This is a genomic window from Pandoraea bronchicola (genome assembly GCF_902459805.1).
In the GTDB taxonomy this organism is placed as follows: domain Bacteria; phylum Pseudomonadota; class Gammaproteobacteria; order Burkholderiales; family Burkholderiaceae; genus Pandoraea; species Pandoraea bronchicola.
On record NZ_CABPST010000001.1, the window covers coordinates 820,640 to 842,378 of the forward strand.

The 21,739-nt window shown below is 63.2% G+C and carries 22 protein-coding genes; 10 read left to right on the forward strand and 12 right to left on the reverse strand.

The annotated features are described in order from the left end of the window. Window positions 1–44: 44 nt before the first annotated feature. A complete protein-coding gene (locus tag PBR20603_RS03675) occupies window positions 45–398 on the reverse strand; it encodes a RidA family protein (protein ID WP_039394400.1) in 354 nt (117 codons plus the stop codon). 87 nt (window positions 399–485) lie between these two features. After that, entirely contained in the window at window positions 486–1,145 is a 660-nt protein-coding gene (locus tag PBR20603_RS03680; protein ID WP_150558148.1) for a TetR/AcrR family transcriptional regulator, read from the reverse strand. Between the two features lie 156 nt (window positions 1,146–1,301). Between PBR20603_RS03680 and PBR20603_RS03685 the strand changes: the two genes are divergently transcribed. The 5 genes from PBR20603_RS03685 to PBR20603_RS03705 all read left to right on the forward strand — a co-directional run bounded on the left by PBR20603_RS03685 (window position 1,302) and on the right by PBR20603_RS03705 (window position 6,412). Next, window positions 1,302–2,594 carry an NAD(P)/FAD-dependent oxidoreductase gene (locus PBR20603_RS03685; protein WP_150558149.1) on the forward strand — a complete coding sequence of 431 codons (1,293 nt, stop codon included), beginning with the start codon at window positions 1,302–1,304 and terminating at the stop codon, window positions 2,592–2,594. 2 nt (window positions 2,595–2,596) lie between these two features. Beyond that, window positions 2,597–3,067: a DUF3331 domain-containing protein gene (locus PBR20603_RS03690; protein ID WP_150558150.1), complete on the forward strand. Its 471-nt coding sequence runs from the start codon at window positions 2,597–2,599 to the stop codon at window positions 3,065–3,067. A gap of 624 nt (window positions 3,068–3,691) precedes the next feature. Further along, complete coding sequence (locus tag PBR20603_RS24045) at window positions 3,692–3,943, forward strand: hypothetical protein (protein WP_174977762.1); 252 nt, start codon at window positions 3,692–3,694, stop codon at window positions 3,941–3,943. 220 nt (window positions 3,944–4,163) lie between these two features. Then, window positions 4,164–5,384, forward strand: coding sequence for a PNC family class C beta-lactamase (gene blaPNC, locus PBR20603_RS03700; protein WP_150558151.1), 1,221 nt, complete (start codon window positions 4,164–4,166; stop codon window positions 5,382–5,384). A 38-nt stretch (window positions 5,385–5,422) separates the two neighbouring features. Further along, on the forward strand, window positions 5,423–6,412 hold the full coding sequence (locus PBR20603_RS03705; RefSeq protein ID WP_150558152.1) for an alpha/beta hydrolase: 990 nt from the start codon (window positions 5,423–5,425) through the stop codon (window positions 6,410–6,412). Between the two features lie 36 nt (window positions 6,413–6,448). Here the strand turns inward: PBR20603_RS03705 and metC are convergent, their stop codons facing one another. From metC to PBR20603_RS03740, 7 genes are all read right to left on the reverse strand, one after another. Continuing rightward, on the reverse strand, window positions 6,449–7,639 hold the full coding sequence (metC, locus tag PBR20603_RS03710; RefSeq protein WP_150558153.1) for a cystathionine beta-lyase: 1,191 nt from the start codon (window positions 7,637–7,639) through the stop codon (window positions 6,449–6,451). Window positions 7,640–7,723: 84 nt separating this feature from the next. Beyond that, a complete protein-coding gene (locus tag PBR20603_RS03715; RefSeq protein WP_150558154.1) occupies window positions 7,724–9,325 on the reverse strand; it encodes a rhodanese-like domain-containing protein in 1,602 nt (533 codons plus the stop codon). 158 nt (window positions 9,326–9,483) lie between these two features. Then, on the reverse strand, window positions 9,484–10,080 hold the full coding sequence (locus tag PBR20603_RS03720; RefSeq protein ID WP_150558155.1) for a cysteine dioxygenase family protein: 597 nt from the start codon (window positions 10,078–10,080) through the stop codon (window positions 9,484–9,486). Between the two features lie 92 nt (window positions 10,081–10,172). Then, window positions 10,173–10,940, reverse strand: a complete 768-nt coding sequence (locus PBR20603_RS03725; protein WP_150558327.1) for an amino acid ABC transporter ATP-binding protein — start codon at window positions 10,938–10,940, stop codon at window positions 10,173–10,175. Between the two features lie 35 nt (window positions 10,941–10,975). Beyond that, a complete protein-coding gene (locus tag PBR20603_RS03730) occupies window positions 10,976–11,668 on the reverse strand; it encodes an amino acid ABC transporter permease (RefSeq protein WP_010806775.1) in 693 nt (230 codons plus the stop codon). 4 nt (window positions 11,669–11,672) lie between these two features. After that, the gene (locus PBR20603_RS03735; protein WP_150558156.1) at window positions 11,673–12,365 is read right to left on the reverse strand and encodes an amino acid ABC transporter permease; all 693 of its coding nucleotides are present in this window, start codon (window positions 12,363–12,365) and stop codon (window positions 11,673–11,675) included. A 15-nt stretch (window positions 12,366–12,380) separates the two neighbouring features. After that, the gene (locus PBR20603_RS03740; RefSeq protein ID WP_150558157.1) at window positions 12,381–13,205 is read right to left on the reverse strand and encodes a transporter substrate-binding domain-containing protein; all 825 of its coding nucleotides are present in this window, start codon (window positions 13,203–13,205) and stop codon (window positions 12,381–12,383) included. Window positions 13,206–13,404: 199 nt separating this feature from the next. Between PBR20603_RS03740 and PBR20603_RS03745 the strand changes: the two genes are divergently transcribed. Continuing rightward, complete coding sequence (locus tag PBR20603_RS03745; RefSeq protein WP_150558158.1) at window positions 13,405–14,283, forward strand: LysR substrate-binding domain-containing protein; 879 nt, start codon at window positions 13,405–13,407, stop codon at window positions 14,281–14,283. A 27-nt stretch (window positions 14,284–14,310) separates the two neighbouring features. Here the strand turns inward: PBR20603_RS03745 and PBR20603_RS03750 are convergent, their stop codons facing one another. The 3 genes from PBR20603_RS03750 to PBR20603_RS03760 all read right to left on the reverse strand — a co-directional run bounded on the left by PBR20603_RS03750 (window position 14,311) and on the right by PBR20603_RS03760 (window position 16,915). Next, window positions 14,311–14,883: a DUF1993 domain-containing protein gene (locus PBR20603_RS03750; RefSeq protein WP_150558159.1), complete on the reverse strand. Its 573-nt coding sequence runs from the start codon at window positions 14,881–14,883 to the stop codon at window positions 14,311–14,313. Window positions 14,884–14,980: 97 nt separating this feature from the next. Continuing rightward, window positions 14,981–15,841, reverse strand: a complete 861-nt coding sequence (locus PBR20603_RS03755; RefSeq protein ID WP_150558160.1) for a class I SAM-dependent methyltransferase — start codon at window positions 15,839–15,841, stop codon at window positions 14,981–14,983. A 168-nt stretch (window positions 15,842–16,009) separates the two neighbouring features. Next, on the reverse strand, window positions 16,010–16,915 hold the full coding sequence (locus PBR20603_RS03760; protein WP_150558161.1) for a nickel/cobalt efflux protein RcnA: 906 nt from the start codon (window positions 16,913–16,915) through the stop codon (window positions 16,010–16,012). Between the two features lie 111 nt (window positions 16,916–17,026). On the opposite strand from PBR20603_RS03760, the gene PBR20603_RS03765 reads away from it, so the two are divergent. From PBR20603_RS03765 to PBR20603_RS03780, 4 genes are all read left to right on the forward strand, one after another. Continuing rightward, window positions 17,027–17,296, forward strand: coding sequence for a metal/formaldehyde-sensitive transcriptional repressor (locus tag PBR20603_RS03765; protein ID WP_150558162.1), 270 nt, complete (start codon window positions 17,027–17,029; stop codon window positions 17,294–17,296). Window positions 17,297–17,311: 15 nt separating this feature from the next. Next, complete coding sequence (locus PBR20603_RS03770) at window positions 17,312–17,941, forward strand: ABC transporter ATP-binding protein (RefSeq protein ID WP_150558163.1); 630 nt, start codon at window positions 17,312–17,314, stop codon at window positions 17,939–17,941. A gap of 191 nt (window positions 17,942–18,132) precedes the next feature. After that, on the forward strand, window positions 18,133–19,530 hold the full coding sequence (locus tag PBR20603_RS03775) for an MFS transporter (protein ID WP_150558164.1): 1,398 nt from the start codon (window positions 18,133–18,135) through the stop codon (window positions 19,528–19,530). A 249-nt stretch (window positions 19,531–19,779) separates the two neighbouring features. Further along, entirely contained in the window at window positions 19,780–21,666 is a 1,887-nt protein-coding gene (locus PBR20603_RS03780; RefSeq protein ID WP_150558165.1) for a methyl-accepting chemotaxis protein, read from the forward strand. Window positions 21,667–21,739 lie beyond the last annotated feature (73 nt).

The window sequence follows — 21,739 nt, forward strand, 5'->3', positions numbered from 1 at the left end:
GCATGCGATGCGCGCGACGGTGAGCCCGATGTTGTGCCGCGCGATTACGCCAGCGCGGTGACAGCAATCTCGACTTCGAGGCCGGCACGCATGAGCGGCGACTGCACGCAGGCACGCGTCGGTGCGTGGCCTTCGGGCACCCAGGCGTCCCACACGGCATTGAATTCGGCGAAGTGCTTGGCGTCTGACAGCCAGATGTTGGCGGTCAGCAGACGCGACTTGTTGACACCGGCTTCGGCGAGCAACGAATCGATGCGGGTGAGGATTTCGGTGGTCTGCTGCGTGACCGACACGTTGGCCGTATCCGGCACCTGACCGGCCAGATACACCACGCCGTTGGCGATCACGATCTGGCTCATGCGAGCGTTGGTGTGCAGACGTTTGATTTCGTTCGACATAGGGGGGCACCGTAAGAAAGAAGCGGGCCGGGAGTCGGCCCGGGTGCCGCTATCTTATACGAGGCCTGCGCCCCCTTCATCGATGCATCACTGCCGGATCAGCGCCATGGCGCAGTCGAGCACGGTGCGCTTGAGATCGGCCATGCCTTCGGGCGGCAGGAACGGCCCCATCATGTGGCGATAAGAGACCGTCTTGCTGATGGCGGACGTGAGCATGAAGAACATGACGTCAGCGTCCTCCACGGGACGCTTCTGCGCCTCGAGCCAGTCGGCCACGAGCGGCACCATTACGTCGCGATACGGACGCACCAGCCGCTGCGTGATGATGTCGAGCCGCTCGCCTTCTTCAGTTGCCGCTGTCGAGAAGAACATGCCGACGTCCGGGTTCTCGAATACCACTTCCACGAACACGCGCACCGCCTGCTCGATGCGCTCGGCCGGTCCCAGCGCCGAGTGCTGCAGCGCATCGGTCTGCTCGATGAGCGAGCGCGTGAGCGTGGCGATCTGATCGACAACCGCTACCCACAGCGCCTCCTTCGAACCGAAGTGGTGCGAAATCAGCGCCGCATCGACACCGGACGCCTCCGCGATCTGCCTCACGCTGCTCGCATAGAACCCGCGTTGCGCAAAGATACGCCGGGCGTTGAGCAATAACGCGTCTGCCCCATGCGTGCAGTCGCACGTGGGACGCCCACGTGTGCGTTTGCGGGGCGGAGCGGCTTGCGGGACAGCTTTGTTTGGAGTCATTGAGCGATGGGGTGGTCGAATTCGCGACAGCAATGCGCCAAGTCTACCCGACCCGAACGCGCCTGCCTGCCCAGACAATTGCCATTTGACACGCCGGGGCCACGGTCGCTATTATGCGCTTATTCATCACTTGTTGAATTTGACATTTCCCCCCAAATGTCTTGCGCAAACCGGATCGTGATTGTCGGTGGCGGTATCGCCGGCCTGAAGCTGGCAACTCGTCTGGGCCGAACGCTCGGCCGTGCCGGGGCTGCGCGCGTGACACTGGTCGACAGCCATCCTACCCATCTTTGGAAACCGATGCTGCACACCGTGGCAGCCGGCACGCGTGATGTTACGCATACACAGGTGACGTATCTGGCCCATGCGTGCAGCAACGGCTTCACGTATCAGGCGGGTCGCATGTGCGGGCTGGACCGTTCGCGCCGGGAGATCGTGTTGGGGGAGATGGAAGCGCCCGACGGCTCGCCCCTGTTGGGCGAGCGCCGCGTGCCGTACGACGCCCTCGTGCTAGCGCTCGGTTCGCAAGCCGACGATGCGCGTCTGCCGGGGGTGCGCGATGTCTGCCATTTCATCGACAGTCAGCCGCAAGCCGAGGCTTTCAATGCGGCGCTGCGCTGCGAAGCGTTACGCAGTGCCGTGAACGACGACGCGTTGCGCGTCGTGATCGCGGGTGGTGGCGCCACGGGGGTGGAGCTTGCCGCGGAGTTGAGTCGCACGTTTGCGCTGGCCGCCGGTTACGGCGATCCGCAGATAGGCGAGCGCCTGAAACTCACGCTCGTCGAGAGCGGTCCGCGAGTGCTTGGTGCGTTTCCCCGCGACGTATCCGAGGCATCGCAGGCGCGGCTTGAACGTTTGGGCTTCCGGGTGCTGACGGACACCCGCATCGTGTGTGCGGACCGCGACGGCTTCTATCGCGACGACGGTCAGTTGATTCCGGGCGATCTGCTGGTGTGGGCGGCGGGGGTGAAAGCCCCCGACTTCCTGCAGGGCATCGGTGGCCTCATGACCAACGATGCCAACCAGATCGTGGTGCGCAACACGATGCAAACCGCGCAGGACGAGCGGATTTTCGCGCTCGGCGACTGCGCATCGCTCACGCCGGCGCAGGGGGAAAGTGCGCTGCCTCCGACGGCGCAGGTGGCAACACAGCAGGCGGCGCATCTGGGCCGTCATCTTGGCGCGTGGCTCGAGGGCCGCGCAATCCCGCCGTTCGCCTATCGCGACCCTGGCGCGTTGGTGTCGCTGTCTGGCTACAACGCGTTCGGCACGCTTGGGCGATTCGGCTTTTTCAAAGGTGGCATCGTGCGCGGACAGTTTGCGCAGTGGAGCCACGCCATGTTGTACCGACGTCATCAGCATGCACTGCACGGGTTTGCCCGCGCCACTGTGCTGCTGGGCGCGGAAAAACTCGGCGGCCTTCGCGGGCCGCGCATCCGGCTGGCCTGACTATGCGAAGCGACCGAACGAATTGCCCCAACCGAAGCGGCAACAGCCGCGCCCCGGGCACTGCCCCGAGCCCCCGTGCCTCGCGCACGTCACGCAGCGCCCTGCGCACTCAGGGTGTCTGGCAGCATACGGTGGCGATGCTCGATGCCGAGCCCGTCGTGTGCCAGCCGGTGATTCCGTACACGCGACGCGCGCCCATCGTCCGCGTGCTTGAGATTTCCAGCGAGCTGACGATCACCGTGTCGTGGAACGACGCCACGGGCGGCAACTACGGCGCGCAGATCTGGCGCATCCGCCGCGCGCATCATCCGGGCGTTTGCGCGTTGACCGGCGAGACCATCGACGTGGGCGACTTCGTTTACCGGCCGCTGTTCGGTGACGTGCCGCCGCTCAATGCCGACGCGATGATCTCGGCCGAGGCCATTCGCGTGGTTCGCGAATCGGAGAGTCGCGAACTCGAAGCTGCGCTGTAAGACGGTCGGTCCCCACGCGAATACCGGCGCACACGCGCCTGTGCTATCGGCATAGGCGCCAAAAAGCGTACGTCCCTTCACGCACGACATGCATGGTATGCACGTGCGTCTCTGTGTCGATGCTGAATTCGCTCGATTTCGATGATCGCTCGTCGATGAGCCGTCCCTGAGAGTCATGTGCCACGCATCTGATGCAGCATGAAATCGATGCAAGCCTGTGATGCCGATAATCAAAACGAAGGCCGTGTTGCTGGCCTGCGCGCTTCTCGCAGCAGGGGCGCAGGCGTAGCAAACGTCAGCAACCACCCCCGCCGAGAGCGCCGCCGCCCGTGCAAGTGCCGAGCAGGATCAGCAGCTTCAACAACAGCGAGAGGCACAAGCGCGTGAGGCAACGATCAACGCGCGAACAGGCTTCGGACTGGTCCGAGTTACCGAGAGAGACTCCCTGCTTTCGGATCGACACATTCATATTCGACGTCCCCGCAGCACTGCCAGAGGCGCTCAGGGCTCAAGGCGCATCGTCGCTACCGCTGGCCCCATTCGCGTTCGCCCGCGAATGGACGGGCCACTGTGCGGGCACATGCATGGGCAAGAACCTGGGCTCACACGGTTGGAGTCTCGTACTTGGCAACCTATAAGGTCGCCGAGAAGTCTTTCGAGCGAGGCAAGACTAAGAGTTGCAATCAAATCATCCTCGCGAAAGTCGATGATCCGACTGACCGAATTTTGCTGTGCATTCCACCGTCAGAGCATGAAATAGCCCGCATCGGACGACGCGTCCAGATCTCCGGAAAGCGATCACGATTCATCAACCAGTTGATTGGCGTCCCCGCCGCCCAATGGCGGATCATGAAATCATCAGTCGCAATCTATTGACGGAAGTACGCGGCGCCGCGCTTTGGTAACACCCCCCAATGCACGCCGCGTTGCATCCATTACATCGGTTACGTCGGTTACATTGCGCCGTCGCAAGGAGGCACCCATTTGCGATTACGCTTCGGGACATAGCTCGCCGCCTTCACAGTGACACCGAATCGCTCGCTGTGCCTGGTGCGCCCGTTGAGCCCCCATACGGAGACTACGGAGACGACCGTCGATGATCAAACCCTATCTCACCCTTTGTGCCGCGCTCGCGGCGACGGCTGCCATTGGTTGGATGGCATTCAGCGCGCGCAGTTACGCAGCCGAGCCCGACGCCGCAGCGCCTGCCGCTCCCCTGCAGGCGCAAATCAAGTCGCTCGTCGACAAAACCATTACCCCGCTCATGGCCCGCCAGAACGTTCCGGGCATGGCCGTCGGCATCGTCTTCGACGGGCACACCTACGTCTTCGACTACGGCGTGGCAGACAAAGCCGCCAAGAAACCCGTCACGCCTGACACGCTCTTTGAAATCGGCTCCGTCAGCAAGACGTTCACCGCAACGCTCGCCGCCTACGCGCAAACCACCGGCGCCCTGTCGCTCACCGACAAAACCAGCCGCTTCGTGCCCGAACTCGCAGGCACGCCGTTCGGCGACGTGAGGCTGCTGAATCTCGGCACGCACACGACCGGCGGCATGCCACTTCAAGTGCCCGACGGCATCCACAACACCGAACAGATCCTCCAGTACTTCAAGACGTGGAAACCGGCTCAACCGACCGGCACCGTGCGAACTTATTCGAATGTGAGCATCGGCGCGCTCGGCTGGATCACCGCACGCGCCATGCACGGCGACTTCTCGACGCTCGTCACCGAACATGTCTTCAAGCCGCTCGACATGAAGCACACCTTCATTCGCGTGCCGGACGATCAAAAGGCGAATTACGCATGGGGCTATGGGAAAGATGGCAAGGCGATTCGCGTCACGCCGGGTGTGTTCGAACAGGAAGCCTACGGCGTAAAAACCACCGCGAGCGACCTGCTGCGGTTCGTGCGAGCCAACCTCGGCAATCCGATACCCGACAACTCGCTGCAACAGGCCATCCACGCCACGCACACCGGCTACTTCTTCGACAAGCCAATGACGCAGGATCTGGTCTGGGAACAGTATCCGTATCCGGTAGGCGTCGACGCGCTGCTCGACGGCAACTCGAACCACATGGCGTATCACCCGACGCCCGCGCGTGAACTTTCACCGCCCATGACGCCAACATCCGTCGTCTGGATCAACAAGACCGGATCGACGAGCGGTTTCGGTGCCTACGTCGCCTTCGTGCCGTCAAAACAAATGGGCATCGTGTTGCTGGCGAACAAGAACTACCCGATGGACGAGCGCATTCGCGCGGCGCTTCACATCCTGACGACGCTTGACGGCGGCGCCGTCACCTCAGGAGAGTGATATCGTCTGGCGTATTCCGACGCCCAGCCATCGCACCAATGAGGAAATCCGTCCTGCCGCTCGCCTTGAGCCTTGCCACCGTCGTTGCGACATCATCCGTGGCGGCCGCCGTCGTGTCGACGCAGATTCAGGCACCGGGTCCGAAGGGCTTGCAAGGCCCGCTCGCGGGCACCTTCGAAGCGCCGGCAGACAGCCACGCCACCGTCCTCATCATTCCTGGCTCCGGCCCCACGAACCGTGACGGCAATAATCCGCTCGGCGTGCGCGCAGCGCCTTATCAGCGCCTCGCAGACGGACTCGCGCAACACGGCATCGGCAGCGTGCGCATCGACAAGCGTGGGATGTTCGGCAGCGCCGGGGCAGTGGCCGATCCGAATGCCGTTACCGTCGACGACTACGTGCAAGACACGCTAGCGTGGATCGACACGATTCGCACGAAGACCGGTACGCGTTGCGTCTGGCTATTGGGACACAGTGAAGGCGGGTTGATCGCGCTCGCCACGGCGGCGCGTCATCCTGAATCGCTGTGCGGTCTGATTCTGGTGTCGACAGGGGGACGTCCGCTCGGCGACGTGCTGAGTGAACAGCTTCATGCCAATCCAGCCAACGCCGCCATTGCCGACGCAGGCGACACCGCCATTCGTTCGCTCACGCAAGGTCAGAGGGTGGACGTTTCTACGCTGCCGCCACCGCTCTCACCATTGTTCGACCCTGCGGTGCAGGGTTTTCTCATGAGTTTGTTCGCGCAAGACCCCGCGAAGCTGATAGCACAGGTACCGGTGCCGGTCCTGATCGTGCAGGGCGAGCGCGATTTACAGGTCACCGCGTCCGATGCCCAACGGCTCAAGCACGCGCGACCCTCCGCCACACTCGCACTGCTGCCCGACACCAATCACGTCTTGAAGACGGTAACCACTGACGACCGTGCAGCCAACATCCAGACCTACGGCAATGCCTCGTTGCCCCTCGCGCCGGGCGTAGTCGAGACCATCACCCGTTTCATCGACGCGAATCTCCCCGCGCCTTGATGCGTTGACACCCCGACGCCCGGACACCCCGCTGCATTACTTCCCGAAAACCTGCTCGAGCGCGGCCGCCATATCCTCGATCAGATCCTGCGGATCTTCCAGGCCGATATGCAGGCGCACGATCGGCCCGGCCGACGTCCAATCCTCACACGTTCGCGTGCCGGCAACGTTCGTCACCGTCGCCAGACTCTCGAAGCCGCCCCACGACGCGCCGATGCCGAACAACTCGAGCGCGTCGACGAACGCATCCGCTTGCGCCGTCGTGGCATTGGCAAACTCGAACGAGATCAGGCCGTTCGTACCGATGCAATCGCGTTGCCACAACGCGTGGCCCGGATGCGTCGGCAATGCTGGGCAAAACACGCGCGCAACATCGGGAAGACTTTCGAGCCAATGCGCGATTTCCAGCGCATGACGTTCATGCATCTGCAAGCGAGCCACCAGCGTGCGCGTGCCGCGCAGCACGAGGTACGCGTCGTCGGGGCTCACTGCCACGCCTTGTGCATCAGCCATGGTGGAGAGCGTCTGCCAGACTTCCTGCGTCGTGGTCACGGTGCCCATCATGACGTCCGAGTGGCCGCTCAGGTATTTCGTCGCGGCCATGACCGAAACGTCGGCACCCAGCATGAGTGGTCGGCACTGCACGCCCGAGCCCCACGTGTTGTCGGCCACGAGCAACGCGCCGTGACGATGCGCGAGCTCGGCGAGCGCCGGAATGTCGCACATCTCATAGACGAGCGAGCCCGGCGCTTCCACGTAGATCAGTTTGGTGCGCGCTGTCATGTGCTCTCCGGCATTGCTGCCATCCGCACGGAAGTAGGTGACATGCACGCCCCACGGTTTCAGAAACGTTTCTACGAAGTGACGCAACGGCTGATACACGCAGTCCGAGATCAACACATGGTCGCCGGGACGCACGTAAGCGAGAAACACCATTGAGATCGCCGCGAGCCCCGTCGGAAAGAGACGCGTACGATAGCCGCCCTCCAGCGCTGCGACGACGTCTTCCAACGCGAAGCCGGTCGGATTACCGCGTGCGCCGTAGGTGAACATGCGCTCGGTGCCACGACGGCGGCGAGCGTCGTTCATGTCCTCCATCGTGTCGAACAGTACGGTGGAAGCGCGCACCACGGGCGGGTTCACCGCGCGGCCGCCGACGACAGCGGTATGCGTGCCGCCCTTGACTAAGCGGGTGGCGAGACGTTGGGGAGGCGATTGTCGGGACATGATGGGGGCGTGGCTACGATTCGAACGATTTGGAAGAGGTACCGCGGCGTGCGCGAAAGAGACCGCGCACGCCAGCGTCAGAGCTTACTTCGCGGCGGCGGACTCACCAATACGGAAAGCACCGCGCTCCTGTTCGTCGAGCTGCGCGAGCAGACCCGTTTCCCAGGCAAGATACTGACGCGCCGCCGCCTTGTTGCCATCGTGACGGTCATGCACGAAGAACAGGTAATCGATGCATTCGGCGTCGGGTGGCAAATCGGGTGTGCTCTCGACCGGGTGACCGGCAGCGGCCCAGGCCTTGAAGCCGCCAGCGAGTATCGAGAACGTACGCGCGTCACCTGCGTTCGCACGACGCCAGTCGGCCGCGAACAGTTCCGCGACGCCGCGCTCATCTGCGACGAGCACGATGTTACGCGACGCAGGCAGCTTCGGCAGATGAGGACGAATCGCCCACTGCGCGCCTGCGACATGCTCGCGGCGGTAGCTCATGCTCGGGCGCACATCGACAACGGCGACGCTGCCATCGGCCAGCGCGGTAGCAAGGGCAGTCGCGTCGATCTCGGGCAGCGACGTGGCGACGGCCGGTGCAGGTGCCGGCAGCGAAACACCACTGGCAAGTCCGTCGCGCAACACGTAGGCGTCATGTCCCAACTGACGCAACCAGCTAGCGACGATAGGCGCACGCACACCGTCGTTATCGAACAGCACCACTCGCGCATGCCGCACGCCCACGTATTGGTCCGTCGCCTGAATCAACTGACCGCCCGGCGTGTGCTGCGCCCCCGGCAGCGACCCGGCGGCGAATTCCTCCGGCGTGCGCACGTCGCAAAGGAACAACGAGCGCGACGTGTCCGATGCCCATTGCGAAAACGTGGCGGCATCGACTTCCGGCACCGCGAAACGCTCGGCGAGCGCACCACTCGCTTCGCGCATCTGCGCGAGGCTCGATGGCGTCACCGCATCGGGATAGCGTCGCGTGCTGCCATGCTCCAGCGGCAGGTCTTCCAGATACCAGCCCTGTGTGCCGTTCTCCAGCGCCATCACCGGATTGGGAATGCCGAGGTTGATGAGGGTCTGCGCGCCGATGATGCTGCGCGTGCGTCCGGCGCAGTTCACGACAATAGGCGTCGTGGGGTTCGGCACCAACTCAAGAATGCGATAGCCCAGTTCGCCATTCGGGCAGCAGATCGACGACGGAATCGTCATCTTCAGGTACTCGCTCACGGGGCGGCCGTCGAGAATCACCAGATCGTCGCCGCGCTCGCGCATCGCTGCGAGTTCGCGCGCCGTGACACGCGGCGTGTGATACGCCATCTCCACCAGTTCGCCGAACGTCTTCGACGGCACGTTGACCCCGGCAAACAAGGCGAAGCCCGCCTGTTGCCAGGCATCGGTTCCGCCTTCGAGCACGTACACATCGGTGTAGCCGAGTGCGTCCAGACGCTGTGCTGCCTGCACGGCAACACTCGCGTCGGTGTCGTAGAGCACCACGCGGGCATCACGGCGCGGCGCCAGCCGCACGATGTCGATCTCAAGCCGGCTGTAAGGCAGCGTCACGCCGTAGAAGAGGTGCGCCTCGCCGTACTGGCCGTGCTCGCGCACGTCGAACACGGCGATCTCTGCGCCATCGTGCAGCCATTCCTTGAGACGGGCGGACGGCACAAATTGGGGAGTGAACGAGGTCATAGCGTTGCGTCGTTGTCAGGTTTCGCCCGGCCATTGCCAAAGCGTAGGGATGAGCAGGCCCGCACCGCCCGCTGGGGGCGATGTGATGCGGGTGGCGCGAAGCACCTTCGCGCCGTCAGGGGTTTCGCCGCCGGTATTTCCCAGCGGTCACTGCGAGATCAGCGGCGGGTTTTTACGCCGATATCCATCACTTGATACGTGCCCTTGGCAAGATCGAAGGTAATGCGCTCGGTGAGCGTCTCCAGCGCACGGCCGTACATGTGCAGATGTCGAATCGGCGCTTCGCCCTTGATCTCGACGGCGTGAATGTCTTCCGACGCCAGCGCGATACCGTGGCCCGGATCGACCACGACGGTGTCGCTCACTTCAAGCGTGCCGACGCCGGGCGTCTTGCCGTCGTCCGTGCGACGGTAGACGTAGTTGTATTCCACGCCCTCGACAGCCGCGATGCAGGCCCACGTGGTGTGGTTGTGCGGTGTGATCTTCTTGCCCGGACGCATGACGTTCAGATACAGCGCGTAGGTCTTGTCTGCGTCTTCCTGAATCAGATAACGTGCTTGCAGTTCGCCATCGGTCGGCGGCGGGAAGTCGGCCTCGCTCCACAGCGCAGTGCGCGCAGCGAGCGATTTGACCTGGTCGAGTACTGCGGCCAGCGCGGGGCGCGTCTCGCCCTCGGCCGCCAATGCGGCCTTCATGGCGTTGATCGCTTCGCTGACGGCGGTCTGACGTTGTTCGGAAACGGTGGACGTGGACATGATGAGAGTCTTCTCCGTGGTACTTTGTTTTGCGAGGTGCCCGGGCGGGGCGCTGTCGTGTGTTTGTGTGAGTCGTCGTAATGCCGTCCTGGTCAGACAGGCACGGCGTCGCGTGGCACGCTGATCATCGGCGACGGACGCAGCACGTCTTGCAGGAAACGCTGCGCGCGCGCGTGCTTCGGCTGACTGAAGAACGCTGCGGGCGGTGAGTCTTCGAGTAATTCGCCCTGATCCATGAACCAGACGCGACTCGACACATCGCGCGCGAATCCCATCTCGTGCGTGACGATCATCATGGTCAGGCCGTCGTCCGCGAGCGAGCGCATCACTTGCAGAACCTCCTGCACCATCTCGGGATCGAGTGCGCTCGTCGGCTCGTCGAACAGCATGAGCGGCGGCTTCATGGCGAGCGCGCGCGCAATTGCCACTCGCTGCTGTTGCCCCCCCGAGAGGTTCGCGGGCATGGCGTCGATCTTGTGGGCGAGACCGACCTTGGTCAATAGCGTCTCGGCCTGCGCAACGGCTTCGTCGCGCGACATGCCCAGCACTTTCGTCGGCCCGAGAATCAGGTTCTGACGCACCGACAGGTTCTGAAAAAGATTGAAGCTCTGGAACACGAAGCCGATGCGCGCGCGCAACTGGTTAAGCTTCACGTCGCGGGCAGTGACGTCCTTGCCTTCGAAGAGGATGCGGCCCTTCTGAATGGCTTCGAGTCGCGTGACCGTGCGAATCAGCGTCGACTTTCCCGAGCCCGACGGACCGCACACGACAACGACTTCGCCGCGTCCGATGGTGGCGTCGATCCCCTTGAGGACATGATGCTCACCGTAGTATTTATCGACATTCTCGAATGCGAGCATGCTCATGGTCGCGTTCTCCTTCTTGAATCCTGCGCTCATGCCAACCCCGCGCGCTGACGAGCGATGCGACGCTCGAGCCAGCCAGCGAAGCGCGAAATGGCGAAACACAACACGAAATAGAAAGCTGCGAGCACGAGGAACGTCTGCAGCGGTTTGGTCAGCACGATCGTATTGACCTGCGCGGCCGAGTAAGTCAGCTCGGGCACCCCGATCACATACGCCAGCGATGTCGCCTTGATGATCGACACGAACTGATTGACGATCGACGGCAGCATGTTCGCGAGCGCCTGCGGCAGTTGCACGTAACGCATGCTTTGCAGCCACGACAGCCCGTTCGAGCGCGCCGCCTCCATCTGCCCGCGCGGCAATCCCTCAAGACCGGCGCGTACGATCTGTGACAGGAAGGCGCTCTCGTAGACGATGATCGCGCACACGGCCGTGGTGAATGCCGACACCTCGGCGCCCACGAGCAGCGGCACGGCGAAGTACGCCCAGAAGATGATCATCAGCAGCGGAATGCCGCGCACCAGCCGGGTCCAGACCCCCGCCACGCGCCGCATCCAGCGCCACGGCGAGACCTGCGCCATGCCGATCACGACCGAGATGGGGAACGAAATCACCAGCCCGAGTGCCGAGAGGATGAGCGTGATCGCCACGCCGCCGAGCGGGCCGTTGGGCCAGCTCCCGACGAGGAACAGCGCGAGATAGTCATGCAGAATCTCGTACATCGTCTCAGACTCCCGAGGGCGCCGTACGGCGTTTGGCGAAGTGCTCGGAGAGCGCCATCAAAGCCAGCGTGCCGATCAGATAGAGGATCGTCGCCACCAGAAACACATCGAAGGTGCGGAAGGTCAGGTTATCGATCTGACGCGTGCGATAGAGCAATTCGTGAACGCCGATCGCCATCGCCAGCGAGCTGTTCTTGAAGAGCAACAACGCCTGATTGAGCAGCGCGGGCAATGCCACACGAATGCCCTGCGGCAAGATGACGTAACGAAACGACTGCAAATACGTCAGACCGATGGACCACGCCGCTTCCTGCTGCGTGTGCGGAATCGCACGCAGCCCCGAGCGCAAGTCTTCCGAAATGAACGCACCGGCGTTAAGCGACAGCGCGAGCGTCGCGAAGAAGAACTCGGTGTTGCCGGCGTTGATCCAATCGCGCAGGCCTTCTGGCAGCAGTTGCGGCACGCCGAAATACCACACCAGGATCTGCACCAGCACGGGCACGTTGCGGTGGTACTCCACCACAACGATCACGAAGCCCTTGAAGAGCTTGACCGGCAGGGCGCGCAACGTGGTGAGCGTAATGCCCACCACGATGGAAAGCAGGCCCGAGACCACAAACAGCCGAAGCGTGGTCAGCACACCGTCGCGAAACAGTTTCAGGTAGCCATCTTCGAGCAAAAACGAGAGATCGAACATTGCGCGTCGTCTGGCTTATTGCACCTTGATCGGCTCGACCTTGTAGTCGCGCGTGAACTTGTAGACCGACTTGTTGCCGAGCCACTTGTCGAAGCTCTCCTGCAGACCATTCGACTTGTCGTAGTCGACCAGAATCTTGTTCACGGCGGCAAGCAGCGCGGGCTCGTTCTTGTTCATCACCACGCCCCAGCGCTCTTCGAAGACCGGCTTGGTGAGCAGTCGATACTGCTGGCCACCCTTGGTTGCCGCCTCATTGGCGAAGCGCGCGAGAATCAGTTGGCCCGCCACCAGACCTTCGACCTTGCCTTGTTGCAGCGCGAGAAACGCGGACGAAATGTCATGGAAGGTCAGCAGGTTCGAATCGGGCAGACGCGTGACCGAGACGGCGGCCGAACTGGAGCCCTCCGACGCGGCAATCTTCTTGCCTGCGAGCTGATCGAGCGTTTGCAACGGCGAGTCGGCACGCACCAGCACCCGGATCGGCGCGACGAAGTACTGATCGCTGAAGTCGACCTGTGCAGCGCGGGCGGGCATCCATGCGACGGCAGCGGCCAGCACATCGACGCGGCGCGTCTTGAGTTCGGGAATGCGGGCATCGGTCGACAGGGCGCGATGTTCGAGCTTCACGCCAAGCCCCTTGGCAATCGCGCTGCACACGTCGACATCGAAGCCGACGATCTTGCGCGTGGCGGCGTCGGGGAACGCATACGGCTCGCTGGCGTTTTGCGTGCCGCAAACGAGCGTGCCGCGCGCCTTGATGTCAGCCAGTTGGTCGGCGTGCGCGACGCCCGTCATGGCGAGGGTCGCGAACAGCGCAGCGCCAATGTGTCGTTGCCACATGATCCTGAGTCTCCTTGAGTTCGACCTGAAGGGCGAATCGATTAGCGGGGGACCGGTCATCGCCGGCGATCCACCCTTTATGCCCCGGTCACATAAATATTGCTTGAGTGTCAGGCAGGTTATCGACCAAAATTCCTGAGAACAATTTAATTTTTATCTCAGAAACATTAACGTCTCTGAAGTATCGGCCCGAACGACCATGCGAAATCTCGACATCGATCTGTTGCGTACCTTCGTGGCGATTGCGCAGCACGAAACCTTTGCGGCAGCCGCCACGCGCGTCGGACGCACGCAGTCCGCCATCACGCAGCAGATGCAGCGGCTCGAGCAGGAAATGGGGTGTGCGTTATTCGAAAAGCAGGGGCGGCAGAAGACGATGACGGCAGATGGCGTGCGGCTTGTCGCCTATGCGAACAAGATCCTCGCGCTCAACGATCAGGCGGTGCAGGTCATGCACACGCGCGGCCCAGTGGAGAAACTGCGCATCGGCTCACCGCACGATGTGGCCGATTCGATTCTGCCGAGCATGTTGCGGCGTCTGTCGAAGCTCTCGGCAGAGTTGCAGTTGGAGATCAACGTCGGACGCAGCCCGCACCTGATGGATGCGCTGCGCGACAAGGAACTGGACCTGGCAATTTCGACGCGTTACGACGAAGGCTTTCCGGGGATCAAGCTGCGTACGTCGCCGATGGTGTGGATCTGCGCGGACGACTTCATCTTCAACGCGGCGGCCCCGGTACCGCTGGTCATGGCCGACGAACTGAGCCTGTTCCGGCGGTTGTCCATCGAACGTCTGAACGCGGCAGGCATTGCGTGGCGCACCAGCTTCATCTCACCGACCCTCACCGGCATCAAGGCGGCGATCAGCGCGGGCCTCGGCGTCACGGCCCGCACCACCGAGTTACTCGATGCCAACATGCGCGTGCTCTCGGAAGCGGACGGCCTGCCGCGTCTGCCCGACGTTGCGTTCTATCTCTATGTGCAACCAACGTGTACCAGTCAGGTGTTGCGCGAACTGTTCGAATCGACGGAGCACATCGCCACGCGTTTCGGCCCGCCCTTTCTGATGGCTGAGTGATCGGCGGCCGGTTGCGTAACGTCGAGGTCAGCCTTTCGGCGCAGTTCCCGGGCGCAGGTACGCGAGCATATGCGCGACGTAGTCGGCCTTGCCGAGTGGTACGCCATGCTGACGCAAAATGCCGTATGCGGTGTTGGTATGGAAGTAGAACTGCGCGAGCGACCAGTCGCGCGCGTATTGCTCGCCGGTCATGTCGAACACCACACCGTTGGGCAATTCGAGCGAGATGTCGATGTACTCCCCTGCGTCGAGCGCATTGCCGGGGAGCGTGTCGAGAAACGCGATGGCGTCGGCAAGACACGCCTTCGCCTCGGCAAACGTGCCAGGACGCTGTTCGGCATTCCAGCCATCGCGCTGCACAGCGAGCACGGCTTCCGGAATCGGCTCGCTGCGCAGCCGGTAGGCGGGCTCCATCGCCTGATAGCTCACGAAGCGCACCTGTGCGGCGAGCGGATACATATCTGGCGCGAGACGCAATGTCATCAGCGCATCGGGGTCCTTGCCCTTCGATTTTTCATATGCCGCCGCCTTGTCGAGCCACGCAGACAAGCCGCGCAACAGATGCGACAAGGTAGGGATGAGAAGTTCGGTCAACGTCATGCCGCTACTCCGTGGTTTTTTTGTCGGGACTCAGCGGCACAGCATATCGCGATCTCGCCCGTTTCGCACGCCAGGATGAGGGGGGCGGCGTGACGGCTTACGTCGTCGCAATGAGCAGTTCTTCGGCATTGGCCGGGGGCCGCAAGCCGTCGTCGCGGTTCGCGAAATAGCGCTCGGTCAGTGCATCCGCCGATACGTGCTTTGCCTGCCGGAAGCCGTTCTCCCGAGCGAACGCCATCATGTCGTGAGGTGTGAAGAAGCTGATGAACGGCGTGCCGCTCGCGCGCGCCCCTTTTTCTGCCATCTCGAGACCGGGGCGCACTTCGGGATCGGCCATCTCCAGCGGCAACAGGAACGTCATTGCCAGGGTGGAGCCGGGTGCGAACGACGACACCTCGCGCAACGTCGAAGCATTCGCCTCTCGCGTCAGGTACATGCTCACGCCTGTGGAAACGAACACCGCCGGTTTGCCCGCGTCGAAGCCATGCTGCATGAGTGCGTCGCGCCACGATTGCCCGGCCTCGAAATCCACCGGCACGAAGTGCAGCCAGTCCTGCACGCCGTAACCCAATGCAATGAGCCGGTCGTGCTTCCATCGTTGTGGTCCGGGGCGGTCGACTTCGAAAATCGTGAGCGATGTGGCGAGTTCGGGGTGGCGTTGCGCGAAGCTGTCGAGCCCTGCGCCGAGAATCACATACTGGGTAACGCCGTGCCGCATCTGCTCAATGACGAGATCTTCGATGAAGCGCGCGCGGGCAACGATGGAGGCGCGAAACGGTCGTGTGAACACCGGGTTCATGTCGCCGCGCTCACGCCAGTCGTCCGGCGGTTCAAGCAGCTTCAGCCCAACGTCGTCGGTCAGCACAGGCGGCGAGGCGTCGGCTTCTAAATGCAGCGCACGCCACAACGCAACGCGCGCTGCCGTGCTGTCGGGAGCAACATCTTTGGAATCGGTCATGACGCACACCTCACGGGATCAATGCCGGATGCGCCGATTCTTGCACAGCACCGGCAACCCTGCCGGACAATCGCTCACGGCTGGCGATAGTGTTCCGTCATGAAGTCGACGAGCGTGAGCCCGCGCCGCAATCGGACACATCACCGCACATCGTTTTCGCCTCTCGGATTACGTCTTGAAGAAAAGATGAGCCGCGCCTTGATACCCGACGTATAACCCGACCAGAACGATCAAGCCGCCGGAGATGTAGGGCGCTTTGCGTGCGAAGTCGCCGAAGCCGCTCCAGCGGCGCGACACATGCCGCACGCTGAGCGCCGCCAATGTGCCGGACGCCACCATTGTCATCGCGAGCCCAATGCTGAAACACAACACGAGCCCCGCGCCCAGAGCGAAACGCTTCAGTTGCAGACAAAGCAGCAAGACCGTGATCGACGCCGGGCACGGCACCAGTCCGCCCGTCAGGCCGAACATGACGATCTGGCCGGTCGTGACATCACGCCCTGTAAATCGCTTCTGAATGCCACGGGCGTGCGCGCGCTCGTGGGCGTCCTGATAGCCGTCGGCGGCTAATTCAAGACGAGCGTGGGCGTGTGGCGCAGGGCTGTGGTTGTGACCGTGGCTGTGGCTGTGGTCGTGGCTGTGAGCGTGAGCGTGAGCGTGAGCGTGGTCGTGGCCGTGGTCGTGGTCGTGGTCGTGGTCGTGGTCGTGGTCGTGGTCGTGGTCGTGCGAACGCGTATTGTCACGCCAGGTTCGCCAGAGCATCCATCCTGCGACGGCCAGAATCAGCACGCCCGAGGCCAGTTGAAAGTAGGGCTCTGTGGCTTCGGCGTCCCAGTTGCGCCCGAAGTACAGTCCGGCCATTGCGACAAGCCACACGACCGCAGTGTGAGAAAGCGTCGCCGACAGACCGAGCAGCACCGCCTGTCCCACCGTGCCGCGTATGGCAACGATAAACGCCGCCATCATCGTCTTGGAATGCCCCGGTTCCAGCCCATGCAACGCGCCAAGCAAGATGGCGCTGGGGATAAAAAGCCAGGCGTTGCCTTGCTGAAGAAGCGTCGAGAACTCGGTCATGAGGTAATACCCGATAGGTCGGAAGTCGAAGCCGGAATATACTACCCCCCAGTATATTCGTGTTAACATTTTTGTTCCGTTGAGACGTCACAGACAGGAGTGCGGCAGACCGTGCACACGATTCGAGACAAGAGCAAGTTGTTGGCACGCGTGCGTCGCATTCAAGGGCAGGCGCAGGCCTTGGAACGCCAACTGAACGAGGAGGGCGACTGCGTCGAGATCCTCCAGCAAATCGCGGCCATTCGCGGCGCGGTCAATGGCCTGATGGGCGCCGTCATCGAAGGCCACCTCGTCGATCACCTTGTCAATGAACCCGAACAGGCGCATCGCGAAGCCGAGCTCGCGCCCGTGCTTCACGTTATCAAGGCCTATCTGAAGTAGCCCTCACGCCCCGATATGCTCCGCTTCGAGAACCTCACCAGACGCTTCGGCACTTTCACGCTCTTCGAGAACCTGAGTTTCCACGCGGCGCGTGGTTGCTTCGCCTTGCGCGACGAGGGCGGCGGCGGTAAGACCACACTGCTCGGCATACTCGCGGGCACGGCCGACCCCGAGGGCGGCAAGGTCTGGATCGATGCTCACGCCATGCATGAGACACCAGCAGCGGCGAAGGCTTCGCTCGCCGTGGTGCCGTTCGACTGCCTCGCCGATCCGTCGCAAACCGGACGCGGCTTTCTCGAGCAACGCGCCATCGAAACGCATTCGACCGTCGACGCCCGCGTACTCGATCTGGCCGAGCGCTTTGGTCTGACGCCGCACAGCGAGAAGCGTTTCGACCAGATGTCGCTCGGCACGCGTCGCAAGTTCTATCTGACGGCGACGCTGTTCGGCACGCCGAGCGTCATCCTCGCCGACGAGCCCAGCGGCGGTCTCGATGCAGGGTCGCGCGCGGTACTCATCGATCTGTTCACCACCCTCGGCAGAGATCGCTGCGTGTTCTTTTCGACACACGACGACGAACTGGCAGACGGCTGCCGCGCCACGACACTCGGCTTCCCCGACCTCACGCAGCACCGCGCCATCTAACACCGTTTGGCTTTGCGCGCGCGTCATGGGGGAGCGGCAACGATAGCGACGATGCCCGGCACGTCACCCCGAGCAAGCCTTCATGACCCGGCGAAGCTACACGACGCCCTACGATAGTTCATCACGCGTCGAAACATTCTCGCCTCACTCGCGCCTAGACTCCGGCCATTGTCATCACTGGCCGAAAATCGATGCATACCGACTGCGCAGCGCCATCTCTTGAGCGCACCCACGCCGTACAACACGATGCGTCCAACGCGAAACGAATACTGAACGCGACATGCATCAGCTACGTCGTGGTTCTGCTGGATACGTCGATCGTCAACGTCGCACTTGAGCCGCTGGCCCGCGCTTTCGATGTGCAGATGACCGGTCTGCAATGGGTCATCAGCGCGTACACGTTGATGTTCGCGAGTCTGTTGCTCACCGGCGGCACCCTCGGTGATCGATGGGGGGCAAAGCGGGGCTATCTTGCGGGTCTCGTGATTTTCATGACGGCCTCGCTTGGCTGCGCTCTGGCGCTCTCGCCGCCGATACTCATCGCAGCGCGCGCTGTGCAAGGCATCGGCGCGGCACTGCTCGTGCCGTGCTCGCTCAAACTCATTCATCAGGCCACGCCCAATCCTGTCGAGCGGGCGCGTGCCATCGGCCGGTGGGTTGGACTGGGAGGTGTCGCACTGGCGGCCGGGCCGCTCATTGGCGGTGTGCTTATCCAGGGGTTCGGCTGGCGCAGCATCTTCTTCGTGAACGTGCCGATCTGTCTCGCAGGCACGGCGATGGCATGGAAAATCGCCGTCTCGGCGCCCGCGCAATCTTCCCCAAACCCTGTCGATCTTCCCGGCCTGATAGCTGGCATGGTCGCCCTGGCCACGCTGATCGGTGTGCTCATCGAGGGTCATTCGCTCGGCTGGACATCGCCGTGGATCGTTGGCGGGGCGGTCTTGTCGGCGCTCGCATGGCTTGCGTTGCTACGTATCGAATCCCGTCATGCCCGTCCGATGCTGCCATTGCCACTCTTCCGAAGCGGCGTATTCGCCGGCTCGACAGCGGCGTCGATGGCCTCTGCTTTCGTGTTCTACGGCCTGTTGTTCGTCGTAAGCCTTCACTTTCAGCAGGCGCGTGGATACAGCGCGTTACAAACGGGCATGGCGTTACTGCCTATGACGGTCATGGTCGCCGTCGGTAGCCTGATGGCGGGACGCATGGCCGCTCGTTTCGGCTCGGTGCTGCCGATGCTTTCGGCGTTCACCGCCTACGCCGCCGGGGCGTTCGGACTCGTGTTCGTCACGGCCAACGTGCCATATGCGTTCGCCGTATTGCCGATGTTGGCCATCGGTGCAGCGTCGGGCGTCGTTTCACCGATCGCAACAGCGCCGGCACTGCAAACGGTCACACCGGCGCAGGCGGGCGTGGCGGCGGCGGTGTTGAACACCGCGCGACAGGCAGGTGCGGCACTTGGCGTGGCCATCTTCGGCTCGCTCGTCGTGACCGTGTCGCCAGGGAATGCAGGGCTGTACGCCGCGTTGGGACTCGCCGCCGGGGTCAGTCTCGCAATGGTGCCGGTGTGGCGATGGGCGTCACGCCAATAGGATGGAACCCCGTCGGTGTGGCTGAGACCGGAAAGGGGCAGTAAGGGACGAAGGGACGAAGGCCGTGAGCACGGCCGTTGAAGTGCGGCACACCCGCATTGATCTGCGCTCATTAAAGTTACTGCCTCGAAGCGCCGTAAGCGCAAAGAGTAGCGCTGCATTGTATCGATGCGATGGCACCGGCAGTGTGGCCTGAGCGGTGCTCCCCCCCAATCAACGGCTCGCTTGCGGGCCTAACGATGAAAGCCCATGAAAGTCACTTCGTTGCGAACCCGGATTCTGCTCATTGCCTGCCTGACGGTGGTGGGGGCCCTGATTCTTTCTGGCATCACGACTTACGTGATCGTGCGTGACAGCATGATGTCGAGCATTGCCCAAACGCTTTCGGCCGTGGCCAACGGCAATGCAAGCGCCATCGAGCGTTGGTCGGCCGACAAGGCGCAGGCGGTCGTGGCAACGTCGCAGGTCGTCGAGAAGGGCGATCCGGCCGGGTTGGTCAAGCTCATGGGCAAGACCAACGACTTCCCGATCACGAGCATCGGCTGGTCCGACAAGACGTTTTTCTCCACCGCCCCCACACCGGCGGACTACGATCCGACCGCCCGTCCGTGGTACAAGAGCGCGGTCGCGGCGGGCAAGCTGACCGTCACCAAGCCGTATGGCGATTCGTCGACGGGCATTCCCTACGTGGCCTTCACCGCGCCGCTCGTGCGTGACGGCCAGACCACCGGCGCGATCAGCGGTGCCGTGGCGCTCACCGGCGTGCAGGACATCATCAAGGCGGTACACCCCACGCCCTCTAGCCTCGCGCTGGTCGTGGCGAGCGACGGGCAGGTGATTGCTCACCCGGACAACAAGTTCTCGCTCAAGCCGTCGACGGACGTGGCCGCCACGCTCACCGCCGAGTCGCTGCCGGGCATGGCCGCAGACGACGCCGCACCGGTCGCCATGGACCTCGCTGGCGCGCCCAAGCTACTCAAGGCCAAGCGCATTCCCGGCACGGACTGGTATCTGGTGGTCGCCCTCGACCGCGCGGAAGCCACGGCCGGGCTGGCTTATGTTCTGGGTGCAATGGTCGTCACGCTGATCGTGCTGACGCTGATCTCGCTGGTCATTGCGTCGATCTTCACGTCGCGCGCGTTCAAGCGTCTGTCGACGGTGCGTGATGCGATGGACACCATCGGCTCGGGCGACGGCGACATGACGCAGCGCCTGGATGTCATCGGCCACGACGAAGTGGCGCAGATCTCGAAGTCGTTCAACGCGTTCGTCGACAAGATCAGTACGGTAATGCTGGATGTGCGTTCGGGGGTGTCGTCGATGACATCGGCCACGAGCGAGATCGAGATGGGCAACCGCGATCTGTCGCAGCGCACCGAGGCGTCGGCAGGGTCGTTGCAGGAAACGTCGTCTGCGCTCACGGAGCTGACGTCCAGCGTCAAGCAAACGGCCGACACCGCCGAGCATGCGACGCGTCTGGCCAACGACGCGAGCGCCGCCGCCGCGCGTGGCGGTCAGGTCGTCACCGATGCCGTCGGCACGATGGCGGCCATCACGCAGTCGTCCGAACGCATTACGGAAATCATCGGCGTAATCGACGGTATCGCGTTCCAGACCAACATTCTGGCGCTCAACGCAGCGGTGGAAGCCGCGCGTGCAGGCGAACAGGGACGCGGCTTTGCGGTGGTGGCAGGCGAAGTGCGTACGCTGGCCCAGCGCAGCGCCGCCGCGGCGCAGGAGATCAAGGCGCTCATCGAAACGTCGGTGCAAAACGTGAAGAGCGGCACGGAACGTGTGCAGGCTGCGGGCACGACAATGACCGAAATCGTCGACGGGATCACGCGCGTGCAGCGTCTGGTGAGCGAGATCCACGGGGCGATGACCGAGCAGAGCGCGGGCATCAGCCAGATCGACCGCTCGGTCTCCGAGATGGACCAGGCAACACAGCAGAATGCGGCGCTGGTGGAAGAGTCCGCCGCGGCGTCGGCGATGTTGAGCGAGCAGGCCCGCATGCTCGCTGAAACGGTGGCGCGCTTCCGTCTGCGCGAAGGGCATCACGTCGATTCGCGCGGCTTTGGCGCGCCGCATGCGCCGTCGCTGTCGGTGGTGGGATCGTCGCAGCGGCTGGCCGCCTGAAGGCGGGGCAGGGCGTGCGCGGCGTGCGGGAAACATTCACAAAATCCGATTTTCCCGTTACAATCGCGCTCCC

Excerpts from the sequence above, each read along its gene's own strand:
- PBR20603_RS03685 (WP_150558149.1), top strand. The coding sequence starts at position 1,302 with ATGTCTTGCGCAAACCGGATCGTGATTGTCGGTGGCGGTATCGCCGGC.
- PBR20603_RS03775 (WP_150558164.1), top strand. The coding sequence starts at position 18,133 with ATGCATACCGACTGCGCAGCGCCATCTCTTGAGCGCACCCACGCCGTA.
- PBR20603_RS03740 (WP_150558157.1), bottom strand. The coding sequence starts at position 13,205 with ATGTGGCAACGACACATTGGCGCTGCGCTGTTCGCGACCCTCGCCATG.
- PBR20603_RS03735 (WP_150558156.1), bottom strand. The coding sequence starts at position 12,365 with ATGTTCGATCTCTCGTTTTTGCTCGAAGATGGCTACCTGAAACTGTTT.
- blaPNC (WP_150558151.1), top strand. The coding sequence starts at position 4,164 with ATGATCAAACCCTATCTCACCCTTTGTGCCGCGCTCGCGGCGACGGCT.
- PBR20603_RS03780 (WP_150558165.1), top strand. The coding sequence starts at position 19,780 with ATGAAAGTCACTTCGTTGCGAACCCGGATTCTGCTCATTGCCTGCCTG.
- PBR20603_RS03720 (WP_150558155.1), bottom strand. The coding sequence starts at position 10,080 with ATGTCCACGTCCACCGTTTCCGAACAACGTCAGACCGCCGTCAGCGAA.
- PBR20603_RS03705 (WP_150558152.1), top strand. The coding sequence starts at position 5,423 with ATGAGGAAATCCGTCCTGCCGCTCGCCTTGAGCCTTGCCACCGTCGTT.
- metC (WP_150558153.1), bottom strand. The coding sequence starts at position 7,639 with ATGTCCCGACAATCGCCTCCCCAACGTCTCGCCACCCGCTTAGTCAAG.
- PBR20603_RS03730 (WP_010806775.1), bottom strand. The coding sequence starts at position 11,668 with ATGTACGAGATTCTGCATGACTATCTCGCGCTGTTCCTCGTCGGGAGC.
- PBR20603_RS03770 (WP_150558163.1), top strand. The coding sequence starts at position 17,312 with ATGCTCCGCTTCGAGAACCTCACCAGACGCTTCGGCACTTTCACGCTC.
- PBR20603_RS03690 (WP_150558150.1), top strand. The coding sequence starts at position 2,597 with ATGCGAAGCGACCGAACGAATTGCCCCAACCGAAGCGGCAACAGCCGC.
- PBR20603_RS03675 (WP_039394400.1), bottom strand. The coding sequence starts at position 398 with ATGTCGAACGAAATCAAACGTCTGCACACCAACGCTCGCATGAGCCAG.
- PBR20603_RS03680 (WP_150558148.1), bottom strand. The coding sequence starts at position 1,145 with ATGACTCCAAACAAAGCTGTCCCGCAAGCCGCTCCGCCCCGCAAACGC.
- PBR20603_RS03725 (WP_150558327.1), bottom strand. The coding sequence starts at position 10,940 with ATGCTCGCATTCGAGAATGTCGATAAATACTACGGTGAGCATCATGTC.
- PBR20603_RS03715 (WP_150558154.1), bottom strand. The coding sequence starts at position 9,325 with ATGACCTCGTTCACTCCCCAATTTGTGCCGTCCGCCCGTCTCAAGGAA.
- PBR20603_RS03750 (WP_150558159.1), bottom strand. The coding sequence starts at position 14,883 with ATGACGTTGACCGAACTTCTCATCCCTACCTTGTCGCATCTGTTGCGC.
- PBR20603_RS03760 (WP_150558161.1), bottom strand. The coding sequence starts at position 16,915 with ATGACCGAGTTCTCGACGCTTCTTCAGCAAGGCAACGCCTGGCTTTTT.
- PBR20603_RS03755 (WP_150558160.1), bottom strand. The coding sequence starts at position 15,841 with ATGACCGATTCCAAAGATGTTGCTCCCGACAGCACGGCAGCGCGCGTT.
- PBR20603_RS03745 (WP_150558158.1), top strand. The coding sequence starts at position 13,405 with ATGCGAAATCTCGACATCGATCTGTTGCGTACCTTCGTGGCGATTGCG.